Genomic DNA, 17,199 nt, shown 5'->3' with positions numbered 1-17,199 from the left:
GCAGCGCGTCGCGGGACGTGCTGCGGAATTTCCCCCCTATTTTGCATTCGCTTGCGCTGCCAAAGGCCGCGCGTGGTGACGTGCGCGCTTTTTTTGGAGTCGATCATGAGTCGTCTGCATCGTGTTTTCGCCGGTTGGCTGGCCGCTGGCCTGAGTATCGCCGTCCAGGCCGAAGAGGCCGGTTTCCTTGAGGGTTCCCATGCCGATCTGCAACTGCGCAATTATTTCTTCAGTCGCGACTACTCCGGCATCGTTGGCAGCAATCCACAGTCGAGAACCCAGGAGTGGGCCCAGGGTTTCATCTTCGATTTTCGCTCGGGTTATACCCAGGGCCCGGTGGGTGTTGGCGTGGACGTGCTGGGCTTGTACGGCATCAAGCTCGACAGTGGCCGTGGCCATACCAGCAGCGGGTTGCTACCGGTGCACGACGGTCGGGCTGCCGACGAGTACGGGCGCATGGGGGCAGCGTTGAAGGCCAGGGTGTCGCGCACCGAACTGAAAGTCGGTGAACTGCGTCCTAACCTGCCGGTGCTGGTGCACAGCGACCTGCGCCTGCTGCCGCCGACCTATCAGGGGGCGGCGCTGGTATCCAGCGAGATCCAGGGGCTAACGCTGCAGGCCGGGCAAATGCGTTCCACCAGCCTGCGCGATTCCACCGATCGCCAGGAGATGTACGGGCTGATCAACGATCCGGTCAACCCGGCGCGCATCGCCCGCTTCACCAGTGATCGCTTCAATTACCTTGGCGCCGACTACGCCTTCAACACCAACCGCACCAGTGTCGGCCTGTGGCAGGCGCAGTTGCAGGACATCTACCAGCAGCGCTTCTACAGCTTCAAGCATGCCGAGCCGATCGGCGACTGGACACTGGCGCTGAACGCCGGCTACTTCGACAGCCGCGACGAAGGGCGCAGCATCGCCGGCAAGCTGGATAACCAGGCCGCCTTCGCCCTGCTCTCGGCTCGGCACGGCGGCCATACCTTCTACCTGGGACACCAGCGTATCGACGGTGACGATGGCTTTATTCAGGTAGGGGCCAATACCAATCCCATGGGTAATACCCTGCCCACCTATGAGTTCTCCGCCCCTGGCGAGCGCTCCTGGCAGGTACGTCATGACTACGATTTTGCGGCGCTGGGTGTCCCTGGTTTGACCAGTACTCTGCGTTACGTCACCGGCGATAGCGTGCGTACCGGGCGGGGATATGAAGGCAAGGACTGGGAGCGTGACCTGGATCTGGCCTACGTTGTGCAGAATGGCCTGTTCAAAGGGGTCGGGCTGCGCTGGCGCAATGTCACGGCCCGCTCCAACTACCGAACCGACATTGACGAAAACCGCTTGATAGTCAGTTATACGGTGAGCTTGTTCTAGTAAAGAGCTCGCACTGCCGGATGCCGCCGGCGGTGCGGGCTTTGCGCCATGCTTCTGACAAGCCACGATGAGCGGTCCCGGCAGACAGCACGCGCGCCTGGGACGCGGAGTGTTATCCGAAGGCATGGTGCTGCTTTTCATTCGGGAGCATTCTCAGCGGTGAGGCAGTACTGCGAGAGGCGGTGATGATGAATATCCATACCGGCGGCTGCCAGTGCGGAGCCTTGCGTTACCAGTTCCAGGCGCCCTTGCGCGATATCGCCCATTGCCACTGCTCGGTGTGCCGACGCAGCAGCGGCGGTCTCGTCACCACCTGGATCACGGTGCCGCTGGCGAGCTTCGAGTGGCTAGCCGGCGAGCCGCGGCGCTTTGAGTCTTCCGCCAGTTGCGCGCGTTATTTCTGCGTGGACTGTGGCGCGCACCTGGCGCTGTTCACCTCGCACAGCCCGACGACCCTGGATGTCACCATCGCCACGCTGGATCACCCGGAACAGGCCCCGGCGGACCGCCATATCTGGGTCACCAGCCGACTGCCGTGGCTGCACCTGGACCCGCACCTGCCTGAGGAAGACGAAGAGCGCATCGACTGATTGCCCCGCGTTCGCCGCCTTGCACCGATGAACGTCACGACAAATCGCAGGGCCGAGGGTACCGTTTGCTACGCATGTTAATTAGAATCGATCTCATTATTGGTTTCCGCAGTGAGTGCGCGGTATGTCGGGTACGACGGTATCGAGTGAGCAGGCTTTCCACGACCTTTACCGCGATCACCGCAGTTGGCTGGAGCAATGGCTGAGCCGCCGGGTGGGCAACGGCTGGGATGCGGCCGACCTGGGACAGGACACCTTCGTACGGGTGCTGGCCAGCTCGCAGCAGATCGCCGACTTGCAGGAGCCGCGGGCGTACCTGAAAACCATCGGCAAGCGGCTGCTGATCAATTTCCACAAGCGCCGCAGCCTGGAGCAGGCCTACATCGACGCCTTGGCGCTGTTGCCCGAGGCCTGCGCGCCGTCCCCCGAGCAGCGCTGGCTGCTGCTGGAAACCCTGCAGCAGCTGGATGAATTGCTCGACGGCCTGCCGCCAGTGGTGCGCCGGGCGTTTCTGCTCAGCCAACTGGAGGGCCTGGGCTACCGGGAAATCGCCGAGCGGCTCGAGGTCTCCGAGCGCAGCGTGAAGCGCTACATGGCCCAGGCCTACGAGCATTGCCTGCTGGTGGAACTGTGCTGAACCGCGACGTCAGTGACGACGCCCGGAGCGTCGCGCGTTCCGCGGCGCGCTGGCTGGCGCTGATCGAATCGGGCTCGGCCAGCGAGCGCGACCATGCCGGGTTGCAGCAATGGCGCGCGCTCAGCGCCAGTCACGAACACGCCTGGCAGAAGGCCCAGGCGCTGCGCCAGCGCTTTTCCGGGTTGCCCGCCGAGTTGGCGATGGCCAGCCTGGACCGTCCCGATCCGGGGCGTCGACGCCTGCTCAAGGGCATGCTGGGTGTGGCCGCGGTGGCACCTGCTGCCTGGCTGGTGACCCGCGAACTGCCCCTCGAGGCCTGGCGCGCCGACCTGTCCACCGCCACTGGCGAGCGGCGTAACCTGTCCCTGGGTGACGGCAGCGTGCTCGCACTGAACACTGCCTCGGCCGTCAACCTGGATACCGGGCAGCGGCGCCTGTCCCTGGTGCGCGGCGAGATTGCCCTGCGCCTGGCCGATGCCACGCCGTTCAGGGTGGATACGCCTTTCGGGCAGGCCACGGTGGCCCACGGCGAACTCTGCGTACGCCGGGACGAGCAAGGGTGCGAGTTCTCGGTGTTCGCCGGTGAGAGCATCCTGCGCACCCGTGGCCACGGCACGCTGCAGTTGCAGGCGGGTCAGCGGGTACGTCTCACGGCGCAGGGCGTCGAGCCGATCGCGACTTTCGATGCCCAGCAGCCCGGCTGGCGCGAAGGGGTGATCACCGCCAACGACCAGGCCCTCGGTGCGTTCCTGCGCGAGCTGGATCGGTACCGGCCCGGCATTCTGCGCTGGTCGCCGGCCCTGGAATCGCTGCGTGTCACCGGCAGCTTCCGCCTGGACGACACGGACCAGATCCTTGCGCTGCTGGCCGCCAGCCTGCCGCTGGAGGTGCGCACCCGCACGCGCTATTGGGTCACGCTCGTGCCCCGTGAAAAAAACGCCTGAGGCCTGTCCCCTTTTTCTTACTCGCTTGTCATGGGAAGTAAGTGAATCGACAAGAGAGTTCCACCGATGCCCGCCGTACCCCCGTTCCGCAAGCGCCCGCTGCATTCCCTTTCCTGCTCCTCCGTGTGCCTGAGCCTGCTGCTCGGCTTCGGCGCGGTCGCACCGCTGGTGGCCCACGCCCAGGAGCGTACCTACGACGTGCCGAGCAGCGACCTGGGGGCGGCCCTGACCCGCTTCGCCAGCCAGGCGGGGGTGAGCATTTCCGTGGACCCGGCCCTGGTGGGCGGGCGTCGCAGCCCGGGCCTGTCCGGCAGCTACAGCGTCGACGAAGGCTTCGCGCGCCTGCTGCAGGGCAGCGGGTTGCAGCTGCAGCCGGTCGGCAGCTCGGCCTATACCCTGATCCCGGTGCCCGAGGACGCCGGGGCCCTGGAAATCGCGCCGACGGCGATCACCGGGCTCACGCTGCCGGCCGATAGCCTCGACGGCGAGCGCTACGCCGGTGGCCAGGTGGCGCGCCGCAGTTCCCAGGGACTGCTGGGCTCGCGGGACTTCATGGAGTCGCCGCTGAGCATGACCACCTACACCAGCGAGGCGGTGAAGAACAATCAGGCCCGGACCCTGAATGACCTGACCGCCAGCGACCCCGCGGTGCGCTCCACCAACCCGGCGGGCGGACGCTTCGAGCAGTTCACCATCCGCGGTTTCAGCCTGTTCAACAGCGACGTGTCCTACGGCGGCCTGTACGGCATCCTGCCGACCTACTCGATCGACATGGAGATGGCCGACCGCGTCGACATCCTTCGCGGGCCGACCCAACTGGTCAACGGCATCTCGCCACGCGGCAGCGTCGGCGGTGGCGTCAACGTGGTGCCCAAGCGCGCGACCAGCAAGCCGATCACCGAATTCACCGGCAGCTATGTGTCCGACAGCCAGGTGGGCGGTGCGGTGGACATCGGCCGTCGGTTCGGCGAAGGGGACCGTTTCGGTATTCGCTTCAACGGCGTGAAGCAGTCGGGCGATACCGAATGGGATGACCAGAAGGTCAACCGCGAGATGGCGGTGCTGGGCCTGGACCTGCGTGACGAGCGGCTGCGCCTGTCAATGGACGTGGGCCATACCGAGCGTGATACCGATGCGCCCCAGGAACGGGTGCTGGTCGGCGCCAACGCCAAGGTGCCGGACGCCGATGATGTGCGGCACAACTATGCACAGGCCTGGAGCAAGGCGCGGACCCGCGACACCTTCGGTGCCCTGCGCGGCGAGTTCGACATCGATGACTCGCTGATGGTCTACGGCGCCGTGGGGGCACGCAAGAGCAACCACGACTTCCTGCGGCACAACGTGTCGATCACCAACGACGCCGGCGATTTCAGCGTGCAGCCCCGAGACTTCACCCGTGACGAGGACGTGCGCACCGTGAACATGGGCCTGCGCAAATGGTTCCAGACCGGGTCGGTCAGCCATGAGGTGAACCTGGCTGCCGACTACTTCTCCTTCGACTTCGAGAACGGCGGCGCGCGTTATGCGGCGTCCCCCAGCAACCTCTACAACCCACGGCCGACCCCGACGCCGGCCACGCCGACGCGCTCCGACGTCAAGGTCTACACCGAGAACCGTTTCACCGGCGTCGCGCTGTCCGACACCCTGGGCTTCATGGAGGACCGCGTGCTGCTGACCCTGGGGGCGCGCTGGCAGCGGGTGAAGGTGGACGACTGGGCCGGCGGCGTGAAGCGCCCGACCGCCTACGACGAGGAAAAACTCTCGCCATCGGTGGGCGTGCTGTTCAAGGCCACCGACCAGTTGTCGCTGTACGCGAACTACATGGAAGGTTTGAGCCAGGGCAAGATCGCCCCGTCGACCTCGATCAACGAAGACCAGATCTTCCCGCCCTTCATCAGCCGCCAGGTCGAAGCGGGCGCCAAGTACGACTTCGGTTCGTTCGCCCTGACCGCTGGGGTGTTCCGCATCAAGCAGCCGGCCTACGAGACCAACGCCACGTCCCGGGTGTTCGGCCCCAACGGCAAGCGGGTCAACGACGGCGTGGAGCTGAGCGTGTTCGGCGAGCCGGTGCAGGGCTTCCGCGTGCTGGGCGGCGTGATGTACATCGACAGCGAGCTGAACGATACCGTGGGCGGCCTGACCGACGGCAACCGCGCACCGGCCACACCGAAGTTCAACGCCAACCTGGGTATCGAGTGGGACGTGCCGGGCGTGCCGGGCCTGACGCTCACCGGCCGCGAGATCTACAGCAGCTCGCAGTACCTGGATCAGGCCAACACCAAGGAAATCGACTCCTGGACCCGCTATGACGTCGGCGCGCGCTATGCCTTCAAGGTCGATGGCACGGACGTCACCCTGCGCGGCAACGTCGAAAACGTGGCGGACTCGCGGGACTGGATCTCGGCGGGTGCCTCGGATGACAGCGAACCCGGCCTGACTCTGTCGGCGCCGCGCACCTTCATCCTGTCGGCCACCGTCGGTTTCTGAAACCGGCCCTGACCGACTCGGTCAGGGCAGCTGCACCCCGCCGCTGGCCTTGTGCAGGGCACGCAGGTGGTCGCCGAGTTGGGTTAGGTTGGCCTCGTTGGCTTCCAGCTCGGCCAGCCGCGCTGGTTCGAGCAGGCCCCGTACCTCATGGTCGAGGTCGTCGCTGAGCTGGCGCAGTTGCTGCTGGCGGTTGCGGCTCTCGGCTTCCAGGCGCTGCCATTCGGCCTGTTGCGGCAGGCCGTAACCGCCTTCCAGCAGCTCGGCCGGGCGGCTGAGGAACCCGCTGTTGGCCAGAATCTGGTCCAGCGCCCCGCCGGCCTTGTTCAGGGTCGGGTCATTGGCCGCACGGCCGGTCAGGTAGCGTCGCTTGAGTTCGTCCTGGGCCAGCAGCAGTTGCCGGCGCAGGGCTGCTTGCTCCAGTAGCAACAGCGCCGCGCTGGTGCGCAGGTCCGCCTGCTCGAACCACGGGCGGCGCTCACTGGACGGTTGGGCCAGCCAGTCCTCGACCGTGTTCTGGGTAATCGGCAGGCGCGTTTGCAGGATCGCGAACATGGCCTGGTAGCGGTCGCGGAACGAGTCGAAGCGGTAGCCGAGGCGCAGGGCTTCCTGCGGGTTGTCGAGCACGCTGCGGTCCGCCAGGTCGCGTGCCACCAGGGTGTCGAGCAGGCCGTTGGGCATGATGCTGTCGAGCGCCTGCAGGCCGGGGTTGCGGCTGCCGCTGCGCAGCAGCTTGAGGGTTTCCACCGCGCAGTTGTTGGAGATGAAGTAGTAGTCGCCGTCGTAGCTCCAGTGCTGCTCGGCGGCGCGCACCACCAACTGTTCCAGTTCCGGGCGCTGCAGTTTCAGCGGCACCGAGGCCAGGCTGCGCAGCTCGACCTTGGTGTATTCCTCGATCACCTGCTCCAGCGGCAGGACGAACAGGCGCGACGGGTAGACGCCGGTCAGCCCGTCCCAGCTGGACAGCTGCACGTCGCCGACGAAGGCGCGGTAGGACAGCACCAGGTGGTGCTCCAGATCCAGCCGGCAATCCGGGCCACGGGGGCGCCCCGGGGCGCAGATGACCAGGCGCAGCATGCTGTGGCCCCAGCGGCTGGCCCAGGCCTGGTTGGCTTCCGCCAGCAGGTAGTCGACCTCATAGACCCGCTCGGGGTCCAGGCTGCCCAGTGGCTGGCGGGCGAAATCGCGGCCGGCGTTCAGGTAGGCCAGCTCGCTGGCGCACGGTGCCTGGTTGGCGGGCGACCAGCCGAAATGCTCTCCCAGGTAGCGGGCCAGGCTCGGCCGGCGGCAGGCGTAGGCCGGGTCGAGCAGGAAGTACTCCATGTTCACCGCGATGAACTCGCGCGGGTTGCTCAGCTCGTAAGGGTCCGGAGTCCGGGCCACCTGGCCGTTGTTGCGCTCGCGCTCGCCCCGGGTGCCGACCTGCTGGGGCCAGCCGGCGAGGTCGAGAAAGGTCGGGTCATCGCTCAGGGTGAAGCGCCGTTCGGTCTGGCCACGGCAGTCATCGGGCAGGCCGACCAGGCCCTGGCTCTTCTCGCGCTGGCGGCAGCGTTGCTGCTGGCGCCGGTCGGCCGCTGGCCAGAACTGGCCCCGGTCGTACAGGTGAGTGAGCTCATGGAGCACGGTGGCCAGCAGTTCCTGGCGGACGGTGCCGTGGGGGCGGTCGGTCCGGTCCTCGGCAGCCCGGCCGTCGGTCAGCGCCGGCAGCAGGCCGGCATTCAGCTCGATACCGCTGAAGCGACCGGCGCGGCCATAGATGTCGGTGGGCATCGGTGTCCAGCGCACCGGGACATCGCGGTCCAGGCGCTGGATGAACAGCGGGGGGAGGGCGGCGCTGGCTTCGTCCAGCAAGGCCTGGCTGGCCTGGCGCTGTGCCGCATCGAGCGGCTCGGCATCCAGGACCAGGCGCAGGGCGGCCTGACTGCTGGTGCTGGCCAACAGGGCCAGCGTCAGGAGCCAGGCAGGGCGTTTGCTCACAGCGCGAGAATGGCTTCGGCCAGGTCCAGGTCGGACGCGTGCTGGGCTTCGGGTACGTGGGTGCGCACGGCGACCAGTGCGGCTTCCAGTTGTGCACCGCGGATCTCGCCCTGGCTGGCGACGAAGCTGGCGGCGTCATCCCGGGCGGCGATCACGACCTTCATGTCGCGAATCGAGGTGGTGGTGTCCGAGGTGAAGTTGATGGTGCGGTCGAGCGCGCGCACGATGATATTGCTGGTGGCGACCAGGGTCTGGGCCTGGACGTTACCGGCGAACAGGGCAGCCAGCGCAACGGCGGCGAGCAACGGGCGATGCATGGACGGAGTCTCCAATAAATCAGGGAATGGCGATTCGACGACGAACGACCGCATCAGTTCCGGCAGGCCATGAAGGATGGGCTGTCTGTATGGGGTCGGCACAAGGCTAACGGAATGTCTCGGGGGGAGCCAGCATGGGCTTGACCGGCCCGTGGCCCGCGGGGTCAGCGGCTGAGAATGGCCTGGGCCAATTGCAGGTCGTCGGCGACGAGTGCGGGCGCTTCCTGGCGGATATAGCGCAACGCCGCCTCCAGGCGCGCACCGCGGATCGTGCCTTCGCTGGCGACGAAGCTGGCGGCGTCATCCCGGGCCGCCCGTACCACCTTGGCGTCCTGCAGGGACGAGGTGAGATCGGATACGCCATCCACCGTTGCCGCCACGGCGCCGAGCACCGTGTCGGTGGTGAGCAGGAAACTGCCTGCCGCCGCGCTGGAGGCCGCCGCCATCAAGGTGACGAAACCGATTACACGCACAGAATTCATCCCGATCACTCCCAGGGCTCAGGGGAGCACGACCTGCTGTCGTGCCCGTTCAGGCGCAAGGGTAGCGCAGGCGTCCGGCGCGGCACAGCCTGGCTTATTGCCAGAAGGCCTTGTCCAGTTCGGCGTTGCGTTCGTTGGGACTGATACCCGCGTCGGCCAGCAGGCGTTCATCCAGCAGGGCCAGTTGCTGGCGGGTGCGGCGGTTCAGTTGCCAGCGCCGCAGGAGGGCTAGCAGGCCAGATTGAGGGGCGCGGTGTGGGGGGCTCTGAAGGGCGTGTGCCGAGCGGCTGAGTATCTGCTCCATGGTCTTCAACCTTCCGCGTCATGCGGAGTAGGGGTATGAGAGACCATCGTCGCGCTATCGGGCGAGAACCGGCAGACACAGTGGAAGAGGATTGTATTGGCGCAGTTTGGATTTCCTGCTAACTGTTCTGCTCGGGTGGGCGGAATCTGTATCGGACGTGCGACGCCAGAAATGACAAAGCCCGCCAATGGCGGGCTTTGTCGCAAGTCGTGTGCGAGCGGCAGGTGCCGCTCTGCTCAACGCCAGAACGGCTTGTTCATCTCGACGTAGCGCTGGCTTTCGCTGATGCCGGCATCGGCGAGCAGGCGCGAATCGAGGCGTGCCAGTTGGCGGCGGCTGACGATGCGGCGCTGCCATATGGTCAGGGCGGCGATCAGGCGCAGCGGCCAGGCGGCCTGGGTCTTGGTGGAAGCTTGTTCGAAGAGCAGGTCGGAACTGAGGGTACGTTCCATGGTGTGCATCCTTCCGCTTGTGGCGGGTCTGGTAAGGGTTGTTTACTGAAATCAATAATCCGCTTTTGCCGACCGACTCAGTAGTCACAGATGCATTAAATTGTTGCCCTATTAGATAGGTTGCTTTGTAACTGTTTGATCGTTTTTTCAGTCAACTGTACTGGCCATAAGTGGTTTGCCGCGTACCGGTACAACAGGCGAGATATTTTCCTGTGAAGCATGTTACCGGCGAGATTTGTCTATAGGTACAGTTTCAAATTGATCGGTTTGATCGACTGACCTGAAGTTCAGCTTTTTGCTGATTTTCAGTATCGAGGCGAGTGATCTGTATCACTTTTTCAGGGGTTGGCCGAAGGGTGTGGCAGACGAAAAAAAGCCCGGCTCAAGGCCGGGCTTCAGGAGGCTGCCGACAGGGGATCAGTCGACGGCCTTGACCATGTCTTCGATGACTTTCTTGGCGTCGCCGAAAACCATCATGGTCTTGTCCAGGTAGAACAGTTCGTTGTCCAGGCCGGCATAGCCGCTGGCCATCGAGCGCTTGTTGACGATGACCGTCTTGGCTTTGTAGGCCTCGAGGATCGGCATGCCGGCGATCGGCGACTTGGGATCGTTCTTCGCCGCCGGGTTGACCACGTCGTTGGCGCCCAGCACCAGGACCACGTCGGCCTGGCCGAACTCGGAGTTGATGTCCTCCATCTCGAACACCTGCTCATAAGGCACTTCGGCCTCTGCCAGCAGTACGTTCATGTGGCCGGGCATGCGGCCTGCCACCGGGTGGATCGCGTACTTCACGGTGACGCCACGGTGGGTCAGTTTTTCCGCCAGTTCCATCAGCGCGTGCTGGGCACGGGCCACCGCCAGGCCGTAGCCCGGGACGATGATCACGGTGTCGGCGTTGGTCAGCAGGAACGCTGCGTCGTCGGACGACCCCGACTTCACCGGGCGCTGCTCCTTGCTGCCACCGGCTGCCGCGCCGGCATCGGCGTCAGCACCGAAACCGCCAAGGATCACGTTGAAGAACGAACGGTTCATCGCCTTGCACATGATGTACGAGAGGATGGCGCCGGAGGAGCCCACCAGGGAGCCGGCGATGATCAGCATCGAGTTGTTCAGCGAGAAGCCGATACCGGCCGCCGCCCAGCCCGAGTAGCTGTTGAGCATCGACACCACCACCGGCATGTCGGCGCCGCCGATCGGGATGATGATCAGCACGCCGATCACGAACGCCAGGGCCACCAGGATGGCGAAGGCAGTGATGTTGCCGGTGAAGGTGAAGTACAGGCCCAGGCCGAGGATCGCCAGGCCCACCGCCAGGTTGACCCAGTGCTGGCCCTTGAAGACCACCGGGGCGCCCTGGAACAGGCGGAACTTGTACTTGCCCGACAGTTTGCCGAAGGCGATGACCGAACCGGAGAAGGTGATCGCACCGATGGCGGCACCCAGGAACAGCTCCAGGCGGTTGCCGGCCGGGATGGCGTCACCCAGGCTGGCGACGATGCCCAGCGACTGCGGCTCGACCACCGCCGCGATGGCGATGAACACCGCGGCCAGACCGATCATGCTGTGCATGAAAGCCACCAGCTCCGGCATTTTGGTCATCTCGACGCGCTTGGCCATGATCGAACCGGCGGTGCCGCCGACCAGCAGGCCGACGATGACGTAGCCGATGCCCTGGGTCGCCAGCTCGGCGCCGAGCTTGTAGATCAGGCCCACGGTGGTCAGCACGGCGATCGCCATGCCGATCATGCCGAACAGGTTGCCGCGGCGTGAGGTGGTCGGGTGCGACAGGCCCTTGAGCGCCTGGATGAAGCACACCGAGGCCACGAGGTAGAGAACAGTGATCAGGTTCATGCTCATTTAGTGCTTCTCCACCGGGGCCTTCGGGGCCTTCTTCTTGAACATTTCCAGCATGCGCCGGGTGACCAGGAAGCCGCCGAACACGTTGACCGCCGCCAGGGCCACGGCCAGGGTGCCCATGGTCTTGCCCAGGGGGGTGACGGTCAGCGCCGCGGCGAGCATGGCGCCGACGATGACGATCGCCGAGATCGCGTTGGTGACCGCCATCAGTGGGGTGTGCAGGGCGGGGGTGACGTTCCAGACCACGTGGTAGCCGACGTAGATCGCCAGCACGAAGATGATCAGGTTGTAGATGCCATCGGAAATCAGATCCATGTCTGTGCGCTCCCCTTAGCCGTTGGTGCGGACGACCTGACCGTCGCGGCACATGAGGCACGCGGCGACGATGTCGTCTTCGAGGTTGAGGTGGAACTGGCCGTCCTTGTCGATGACCAGCTTGAGGAAGTCCAGCAGGTTGCGCGCATACAGGGCCGAGGCGTCTGCCGGCACCAGGGCCGCCAGGTTGCTGTGGCCGACGATGGTCACGCCGTGCTTGACCACCACCTGTTCGGCTTCGGTCAGGGGGCAGTTGCCGCCCTGTGCGGCGGCCAGGTCGATGACCACGGAGCCCGGCTTCATCTCGGCAACGGTGGCCTCGTGCAGCAGGGTCGGAGCCTTTCGGCCCGGAATCAGTGCCGTGGTGATGACGATGTCGGCTTGCTTGGCGCGCTCATGCACGGCCTTGGCCTGGCGTTCCATCCACGACGCCGGCATCGGGCGGGCATAGCCGCCTACGCCCTGGGCGCACTCGCGCTCTTCATCGGTCTCGAACGGCACGTCGACGAACTTGGCGCCGAGGGACTCGATCTGTTCCTTCACCGCCGGGCGCACATCGGAGGCCTCGATCACCGCGCCCAGGCGCTTGGCCGTGGCGATGGCCTGCAGGCCTGCCACACCGGCACCCAGGATCAGGATGCGCGCGGCCTTCACGGTGCCGGCAGCGGTCATCAGCATGGGCATGAAGCGCGGGTAGTGATGCGCCGCCAGCAGCACGGCCTTGTAGCCGGCGATGTTGGCCTGCGAGGACAGCACATCCAGGCTCTGCGCGCGGGAGGTGCGCGGGGCGGCCTCCAGGGCGAAGGCGGTGATGCCCTGGGCATTCAGGCGCGCAATGGTTTCGTTGCTGAACGGATTGAGCATGCCGACCAGCACGGCACCCTGTTTCATCAGGGCCAGTTCGGCATCGTTCGGCGCGACGACCTTCAACACCAGCTCGGCGCCAAAGGCAGCGGCGCTGTCGCCAACGGTTGCGCCAACGGCTTCATAGGCACTGTCCGGGATGCTGGCGGTGACGCCCGCCCCGCTCTGCACAGTGACCTGATGACCCTGGCCGATCAGCTTCTTGATGGTCTCGGGCGTTGCGGCTACCCGCGTCTCGCCTGCGTGGGTTTCGAGAGGAACACCGATGTGCACGTTAAATCTCCTGCGTGATCTTTTTAGTGAACCGGCGCACTACGGATGGCACGCCAGCGAAAGGAGGATCAGCACAAACCTGCCCGACCGACACAGCAATCGGGCCGGGCGCGGCATTTTGCAGGCGAACACGAGCCCTTACAATAAGTTATGGAGTAAAAAATTTGGATAACTACAAGTTATGGGCGCATGACGAATTTTCATACGTCCTGCAGGCCGCGTCGTTTCTAGCTTAGGCCTTTGCTGGCGCTGCCTGTAGCGTGGATGGGGGCATTCGTCATGTGAATGACAGATTGTCGCACCCGGCAGGGTGTGGAAGGTAATGCACAGGCTGTTCGAAATAGCGTGAATGCCAGTGGTGACGGGCGTTTCAGCCATTTTAGGTTGAACTTTTTATGTAGTGCTGTGATCGAGTCACTACTTTGCTGCAGGCCAGGCTGGCTGGGGCTTTTCGGTATCTGGTGCGGGGATTCCGGGACAACGCACCACCGTGTTCGCAGCGCTGGGCGAATGGGCGCCCGCACGCGACTCTTGATCAGCGTTGGCGGTAGGCGCCTGCCTCGACCAGCAGCCAGTCGCGAAAGGCCGTGAGCGCTGCGGATTGGGCTTTGCGCTCCGGCACCATCAGGTAATAGGCGCGGTCGTTGTGCGGTACGGGGTTGTCCAGGGCGACCATCAGGCTACCCTCATCCAGTTCTCGCTGAATGAGGAAGGGCGGGATCAGGGCGACGCCCATCTCATGGCGAGCGGCCTGGGCGAGCATGGAAAACAGTTCGAGGCGCGGCCCGGTCATGTCGCGGGCAACGCTCATCCCTTGGGCGGTGAACCACTGGCGCCAGGCATAGGGGCGGGTGGTCTGCTGCAGCAGTGGCAGTTCGGCGATGCGCGATGCGCTCGCCGGCTGGCCACCAAGCAGGGCGGGGCTGCACACCGGCAGCAGGTGTTCGTGCATCAGGAAGTGCGCCTCGGTACCGGACCACTCGGCATCGCCGAAGTAGATGGCCGCGTCGAAGTGGGTGTCGGCGAACAGAAACGGACGCGTGCGGTTGGTCAGGTGCACGGTGACTTCCGGGTGCAATCGCTGGAAGGCCTTGAGCCGGGGCAGCAGCCACTGGGTGCCGAAGGTGGGCACCACCGCCAACTCGATGCTCATGGCGCCTTGCGCGCCCATCAGGGCCAGGGTATCGCGCTCCACGGCGTCCAGCTGTGCCGCCACCTGGCGGCTGTAGGCGGTGCCGGCTTCGGTGAGGACCACGCCCCGGCGTGAGCGGCGAAACAGCTCGACCCCGAGAAACGCTTCCAGGCTGGCGATCTGCCGACACACGGCGCCCTGGGTCAGGGCCAGCTCGTCGGCGGCGCGGGTAAAACTCTGGTGCCGGGCGGACGCTTCGAAGGCGATCAGGGCGGTGGTGCTGGGGATCTTGCGGCGCATCTATGCGAAGCACTCACTCGTGATGGAGATAAAGGCCGTTCCAGACTATCTCGAAGTGAGGTTTATGCACAGATGAGTGCGGAATTCTCGTTTGCTCCCTGGGGCCTGGGTGCCTAGGCTGAATCTATCGAGCAGGCGCGCCCTGCATTCACTGTCACGTATCGAGGATTGGCTCATGGCGGGTAAAGCGCAGTTCAACTGGGAAGATCCATTGCTGCTGGATCAGCAGCTCAGCGAAGAGGAGCGCATGGTGCGTGACAGCGCCCGGCAGTTCGCCGCTGACAAGCTGGCGCCCCGTGTGCTCGAAGCCTTCCGTCATGAGCAGACCGACCCGGCGATCTTCCGCGAAATGGGCGAGACCGGCCTGCTGGGTGCGACCATCCCCGAGGCCTATGGCGGCAGTGGCCTGAACTACGTGTGCTATGGCTTGATCGCTCGCGAAGTGGAGCGCATCGATTCCGGTTACCGTTCGATGATGAGCGTGCAGTCGTCACTGGTGATGGTGCCGATCTTCGAGTTCGGCAGCGAGGCCACCAAGCAGAAGTACCTGCCCAAGCTGGCGTCGGGCGAGTACATCGGCTGCTTCGGCCTGACTGAGCCGAATCATGGTTCCGACCCGGGTTCGATGATCACGCGGGCAAAAAAGGTGGACGGTGGCTATCGGCTCACCGGCAGCAAGATGTGGATCACCAACAGCCCGATCGCCGATGTGTTCGTGGTCTGGGCCAAGGACGAGGCGGGTGAGATTCGCGGTTTCGTCCTGGAGAAAGGTTGGCAGGGGCTCAGCACGCCGGCGATCCACGGCAAGGTTGGTCTGCGCGCATCGATCACCGGCGAGATCGTCATGGACAACGTGTTCTGCCCGGAAGAAAACGCCTTCCCGGATGTGCGTGGCCTGAAGGGGCCGTTCACCTGCCTGAACTCGGCCCGTTATGGCATCAGCTGGGGTGCGCTCGGCGCGGCGGAGTTCTGCTGGCACACCGCGCGTCAATACACCCTGGACCGTCAGCAGTTTGGTCGGCCGCTCGCTGCCAACCAATTGGTGCAGAAGAAGCTGGCCGACATGCAGACGGAAATCACCCTGGCCCTGCAGGGCTGCCTGCGCCTGGGGCGGATGAAGGACGAAGGCACGGCGGCGGTGGAAGTCACCTCGATCATGAAGCGCAACAGCTGTGGCAAGGCACTGGATATCGCGCGACTGGCGCGGGACATGCTCGGCGGCAATGGCATCAGCGACGAGTTCGGTGTGGCGCGCCACCTGGTCAACCTCGAGGTGGTCAACACCTACGAAGGCACCCATGACGTGCATGCGCTGATCCTGGGGCGCGCGCAGACCGGCATCCAGGCGTTCTTCTGAGTCAATCCACGGGTGCGGCGCGTTCGTCGGCACCCCTTCTTCTATATAGAAGGAAGTTGTCATGGCTGGCGCGCTCTCCCATCTGCGTGTTCTGGATCTGTCCCGAGTGCTGGCGGGGCCGTGGGCCGGTCAGATCCTCGCCGACCTTGGGGCTGATGTGGTCAAGGTCGAGCGGCCGGGCGCGGGGGATGATACCCGTCACTGGGGGCCGCCCTATCTGAAGGATGCGGAGGGGCAGGCTACCGGAGAGGCGGCCTATTACCTGGCGGCCAATCGCAACAAGCAATCGCTGACCGTGGACTTCACCCAGCCCCAGGGGCAGGCCCTGCTGCGGGAGCTGGCGGCGAAGTCGGACATCCTGATCGAAAACTTCAAGGTGGGTGGTCTGGCGGCCTATGGTCTCGACTACGCCACGCTGAAAGCCATCAACCCGCGCCTGATCTATTGCTCGATCACCGGCTTTGGTCAAAGTGGTCCCTATGCCAAGCGGGCGGGTTACGACTTCATGATCCAAGGCTTGGGTGGTTTGATGAGCCTGACCGGGCGGGCCGAAAGCGAGGAGGGCGCGGGGCCGGTCAAGGTAGGCGTAGCGCTGACCGATATTCTCACGGGCCTGTACTCGACGGCGGCGATCCTGGCGGCGCTGGCCAGTCGGGAGCAGACCGGCGAAGGGCAGCACATCGACATGGCGCTGCTCGATGTGCAGGTGGCGTGTCTGGCCAATCAGGCGATGAACTACCTGACCACTGGGATAGCACCACGTCGCCTGGGCAATGCACACCCGAACATTGTGCCGTACCAGGACTTCCCGACCGCCGATGGCGATTTCATCCTGACGGTGGGTAACGACGGACAGTTTCGTAAATTTTGCGAGGTGGCGGGGTTGGCTGGCGTGGCGGATGACCCGCGCTTCTCCACGAACCAGGGGCGGGTGGCGCACCGGGCGGAGCTGATCCCGTTGATTCGTCAGGCCACGGTATTCAAGACCACCAAGGAGTGGATTGCTGCGCTCGAGCAGGCGGGCGTTCCCTGTGGGCCGATCAACGACCTGGAGCAGGTCTTCGCCGATCCTCAGGTGCAGGCGCGTGGCTTGAGGGTCGAGCTGCCGCATCCACTGGCCGGTGTGGTGCCCCAGGTGGCCAGCCCGATTCGCCTGTCGGCTACGCCTGTGGAGTATCGACAGGCGCCGCCGTTATTGGGGGAGCATACCGAACAGGTGCTGCAGCAATGGCTGGGGCTGAGGGCTGAGCAGATCGCCGAGTTGCGTGTGGCGGGTGTGCTGTAGGTCTGTCGCTTCTATGTGAGAGAGGCGTTTTTCGAGGCTATAGGTGCCGTTCGGCAAGTATTTGATATTTCTCGCAATAATCGGTTGACGAGGAATTCTGCGGGCCTATAATGCGCACCACTTCCGGCGCAGCCCGATCTGAAAACTCCTTGTTAAACAATGAGTTAGACGAAATAAGAGGTTGCACTGGCGGCGGATTCGAGTAGAATGCGCCGGGCTGATGGGGTGGTGGTTTGGCTCTGTTGGTGGTTCGGTCAG

Annotated in this window: 16 protein-coding genes; 7 read left to right on the top strand and 9 right to left on the bottom strand. The window is 64.8% G+C overall.

The genetic code is table 11. The annotated features are described in order from the left end of the window. The first annotated feature begins 105 nt into the window (after window positions 1-105). The 5 genes from N5C28_RS22410 (at window position 106) to N5C28_RS22390 (ending at window position 6,029) form a co-directional block, all read left to right on the top strand. The gene (locus N5C28_RS22410) at window positions 106-1,371 is read left to right on the top strand and encodes an OprD family porin (protein ID WP_279825570.1); all 1,266 of its coding nucleotides are present in this window, start codon (window positions 106-108) and stop codon (window positions 1,369-1,371) included. 185 nt (window positions 1,372-1,556) lie between these two features. Beyond that, window positions 1,557-1,961, top strand: coding sequence for a GFA family protein (locus N5C28_RS22405; protein ID WP_279825569.1), 405 nt, complete (start codon window positions 1,557-1,559; stop codon window positions 1,959-1,961). 124 nt (window positions 1,962-2,085) lie between these two features. Continuing rightward, window positions 2,086-2,598 carry a sigma-70 family RNA polymerase sigma factor gene (locus N5C28_RS22400; RefSeq protein ID WP_279825568.1) on the top strand — a complete coding sequence of 171 codons (513 nt, stop codon included), beginning with the start codon at window positions 2,086-2,088 and terminating at the stop codon, window positions 2,596-2,598. Further along, a complete protein-coding gene (locus N5C28_RS22395; RefSeq protein ID WP_279825567.1) occupies window positions 2,592-3,542 on the top strand; it encodes a FecR domain-containing protein in 951 nt (316 codons plus the stop codon). Before N5C28_RS22400 ends, N5C28_RS22395 begins: the two co-directional genes overlap by 7 nt. Window positions 3,543-3,608: 66 nt before the next feature. Next, complete coding sequence (locus N5C28_RS22390; protein ID WP_279825566.1) at window positions 3,609-6,029, top strand: TonB-dependent receptor; 2,421 nt, start codon at window positions 3,609-3,611, stop codon at window positions 6,027-6,029. A gap of 21 nt (window positions 6,030-6,050) precedes the next feature. On the opposite strand, the gene N5C28_RS22385 is transcribed toward N5C28_RS22390, so the two are convergent. From N5C28_RS22385 to N5C28_RS22345, 9 genes are all read right to left on the bottom strand, one after another. Next, entirely contained in the window at window positions 6,051-8,003 is a 1,953-nt protein-coding gene (locus N5C28_RS22385) for a DUF4105 domain-containing protein (protein ID WP_279825565.1), read from the bottom strand. Next, complete coding sequence (locus N5C28_RS22380; RefSeq protein WP_279825564.1) at window positions 8,000-8,320, bottom strand: DUF2388 domain-containing protein; 321 nt, start codon at window positions 8,318-8,320, stop codon at window positions 8,000-8,002. The genes N5C28_RS22385 and N5C28_RS22380 overlap by 4 nt, the downstream gene beginning before the upstream one ends. Before the next feature lie 164 nt (window positions 8,321-8,484). Continuing rightward, on the bottom strand, window positions 8,485-8,802 hold the full coding sequence (locus N5C28_RS22375; protein ID WP_279825563.1) for a DUF2388 domain-containing protein: 318 nt from the start codon (window positions 8,800-8,802) through the stop codon (window positions 8,485-8,487). A gap of 94 nt (window positions 8,803-8,896) precedes the next feature. Then, entirely contained in the window at window positions 8,897-9,106 is a 210-nt protein-coding gene (locus N5C28_RS22370) for a DUF1127 domain-containing protein (RefSeq protein WP_279825562.1), read from the bottom strand. 236 nt (window positions 9,107-9,342) lie between these two features. After that, complete coding sequence (locus tag N5C28_RS22365; RefSeq protein ID WP_279825561.1) at window positions 9,343-9,558, bottom strand: DUF1127 domain-containing protein; 216 nt, start codon at window positions 9,556-9,558, stop codon at window positions 9,343-9,345. A 417-nt stretch (window positions 9,559-9,975) separates the two neighbouring features. Further along, on the bottom strand, window positions 9,976-11,415 hold the full coding sequence (locus N5C28_RS22360; protein WP_279825560.1) for an NAD(P)(+) transhydrogenase (Re/Si-specific) subunit beta: 1,440 nt from the start codon (window positions 11,413-11,415) through the stop codon (window positions 9,976-9,978). Further along, on the bottom strand, window positions 11,416-11,730 hold the full coding sequence (locus N5C28_RS22355; RefSeq protein WP_058171402.1) for an NAD(P) transhydrogenase subunit alpha: 315 nt from the start codon (window positions 11,728-11,730) through the stop codon (window positions 11,416-11,418). Between the two features lie 15 nt (window positions 11,731-11,745). After that, window positions 11,746-12,867, bottom strand: coding sequence for a Re/Si-specific NAD(P)(+) transhydrogenase subunit alpha (locus N5C28_RS22350; RefSeq protein ID WP_279825559.1), 1,122 nt, complete (start codon window positions 12,865-12,867; stop codon window positions 11,746-11,748). 535 nt (window positions 12,868-13,402) lie between these two features. Next, window positions 13,403-14,299 (bottom strand): LysR family transcriptional regulator, encoded by an 897-nt coding sequence (locus N5C28_RS22345; protein WP_279825558.1) that lies wholly within the window; start codon window positions 14,297-14,299, stop codon window positions 13,403-13,405. A 175-nt stretch (window positions 14,300-14,474) separates the two neighbouring features. Between N5C28_RS22345 and N5C28_RS22340 the strand changes: the two genes are divergently transcribed. Then, window positions 14,475-15,656, top strand: coding sequence for an acyl-CoA dehydrogenase (locus N5C28_RS22340; protein WP_279825557.1), 1,182 nt, complete (start codon window positions 14,475-14,477; stop codon window positions 15,654-15,656). 61 nt (window positions 15,657-15,717) lie between these two features. After that, a complete protein-coding gene (locus N5C28_RS22335; RefSeq protein ID WP_279825556.1) occupies window positions 15,718-16,941 on the top strand; it encodes a CaiB/BaiF CoA-transferase family protein in 1,224 nt (407 codons plus the stop codon). The last annotated feature ends 258 nt before the right edge of the window (window positions 16,942-17,199 follow it).

Origin of the sequence: Pseudomonas sp. GD03944 (genome assembly GCF_029839275.1) — a bacterium.
In the GTDB taxonomy this organism is placed as follows: Bacteria; Pseudomonadota; Gammaproteobacteria; order Pseudomonadales; family Pseudomonadaceae; genus Aquipseudomonas.
Note: the sequence above shows the minus strand (reverse complement) of the source record. Positions and strands in the feature narration are given on the sequence as shown.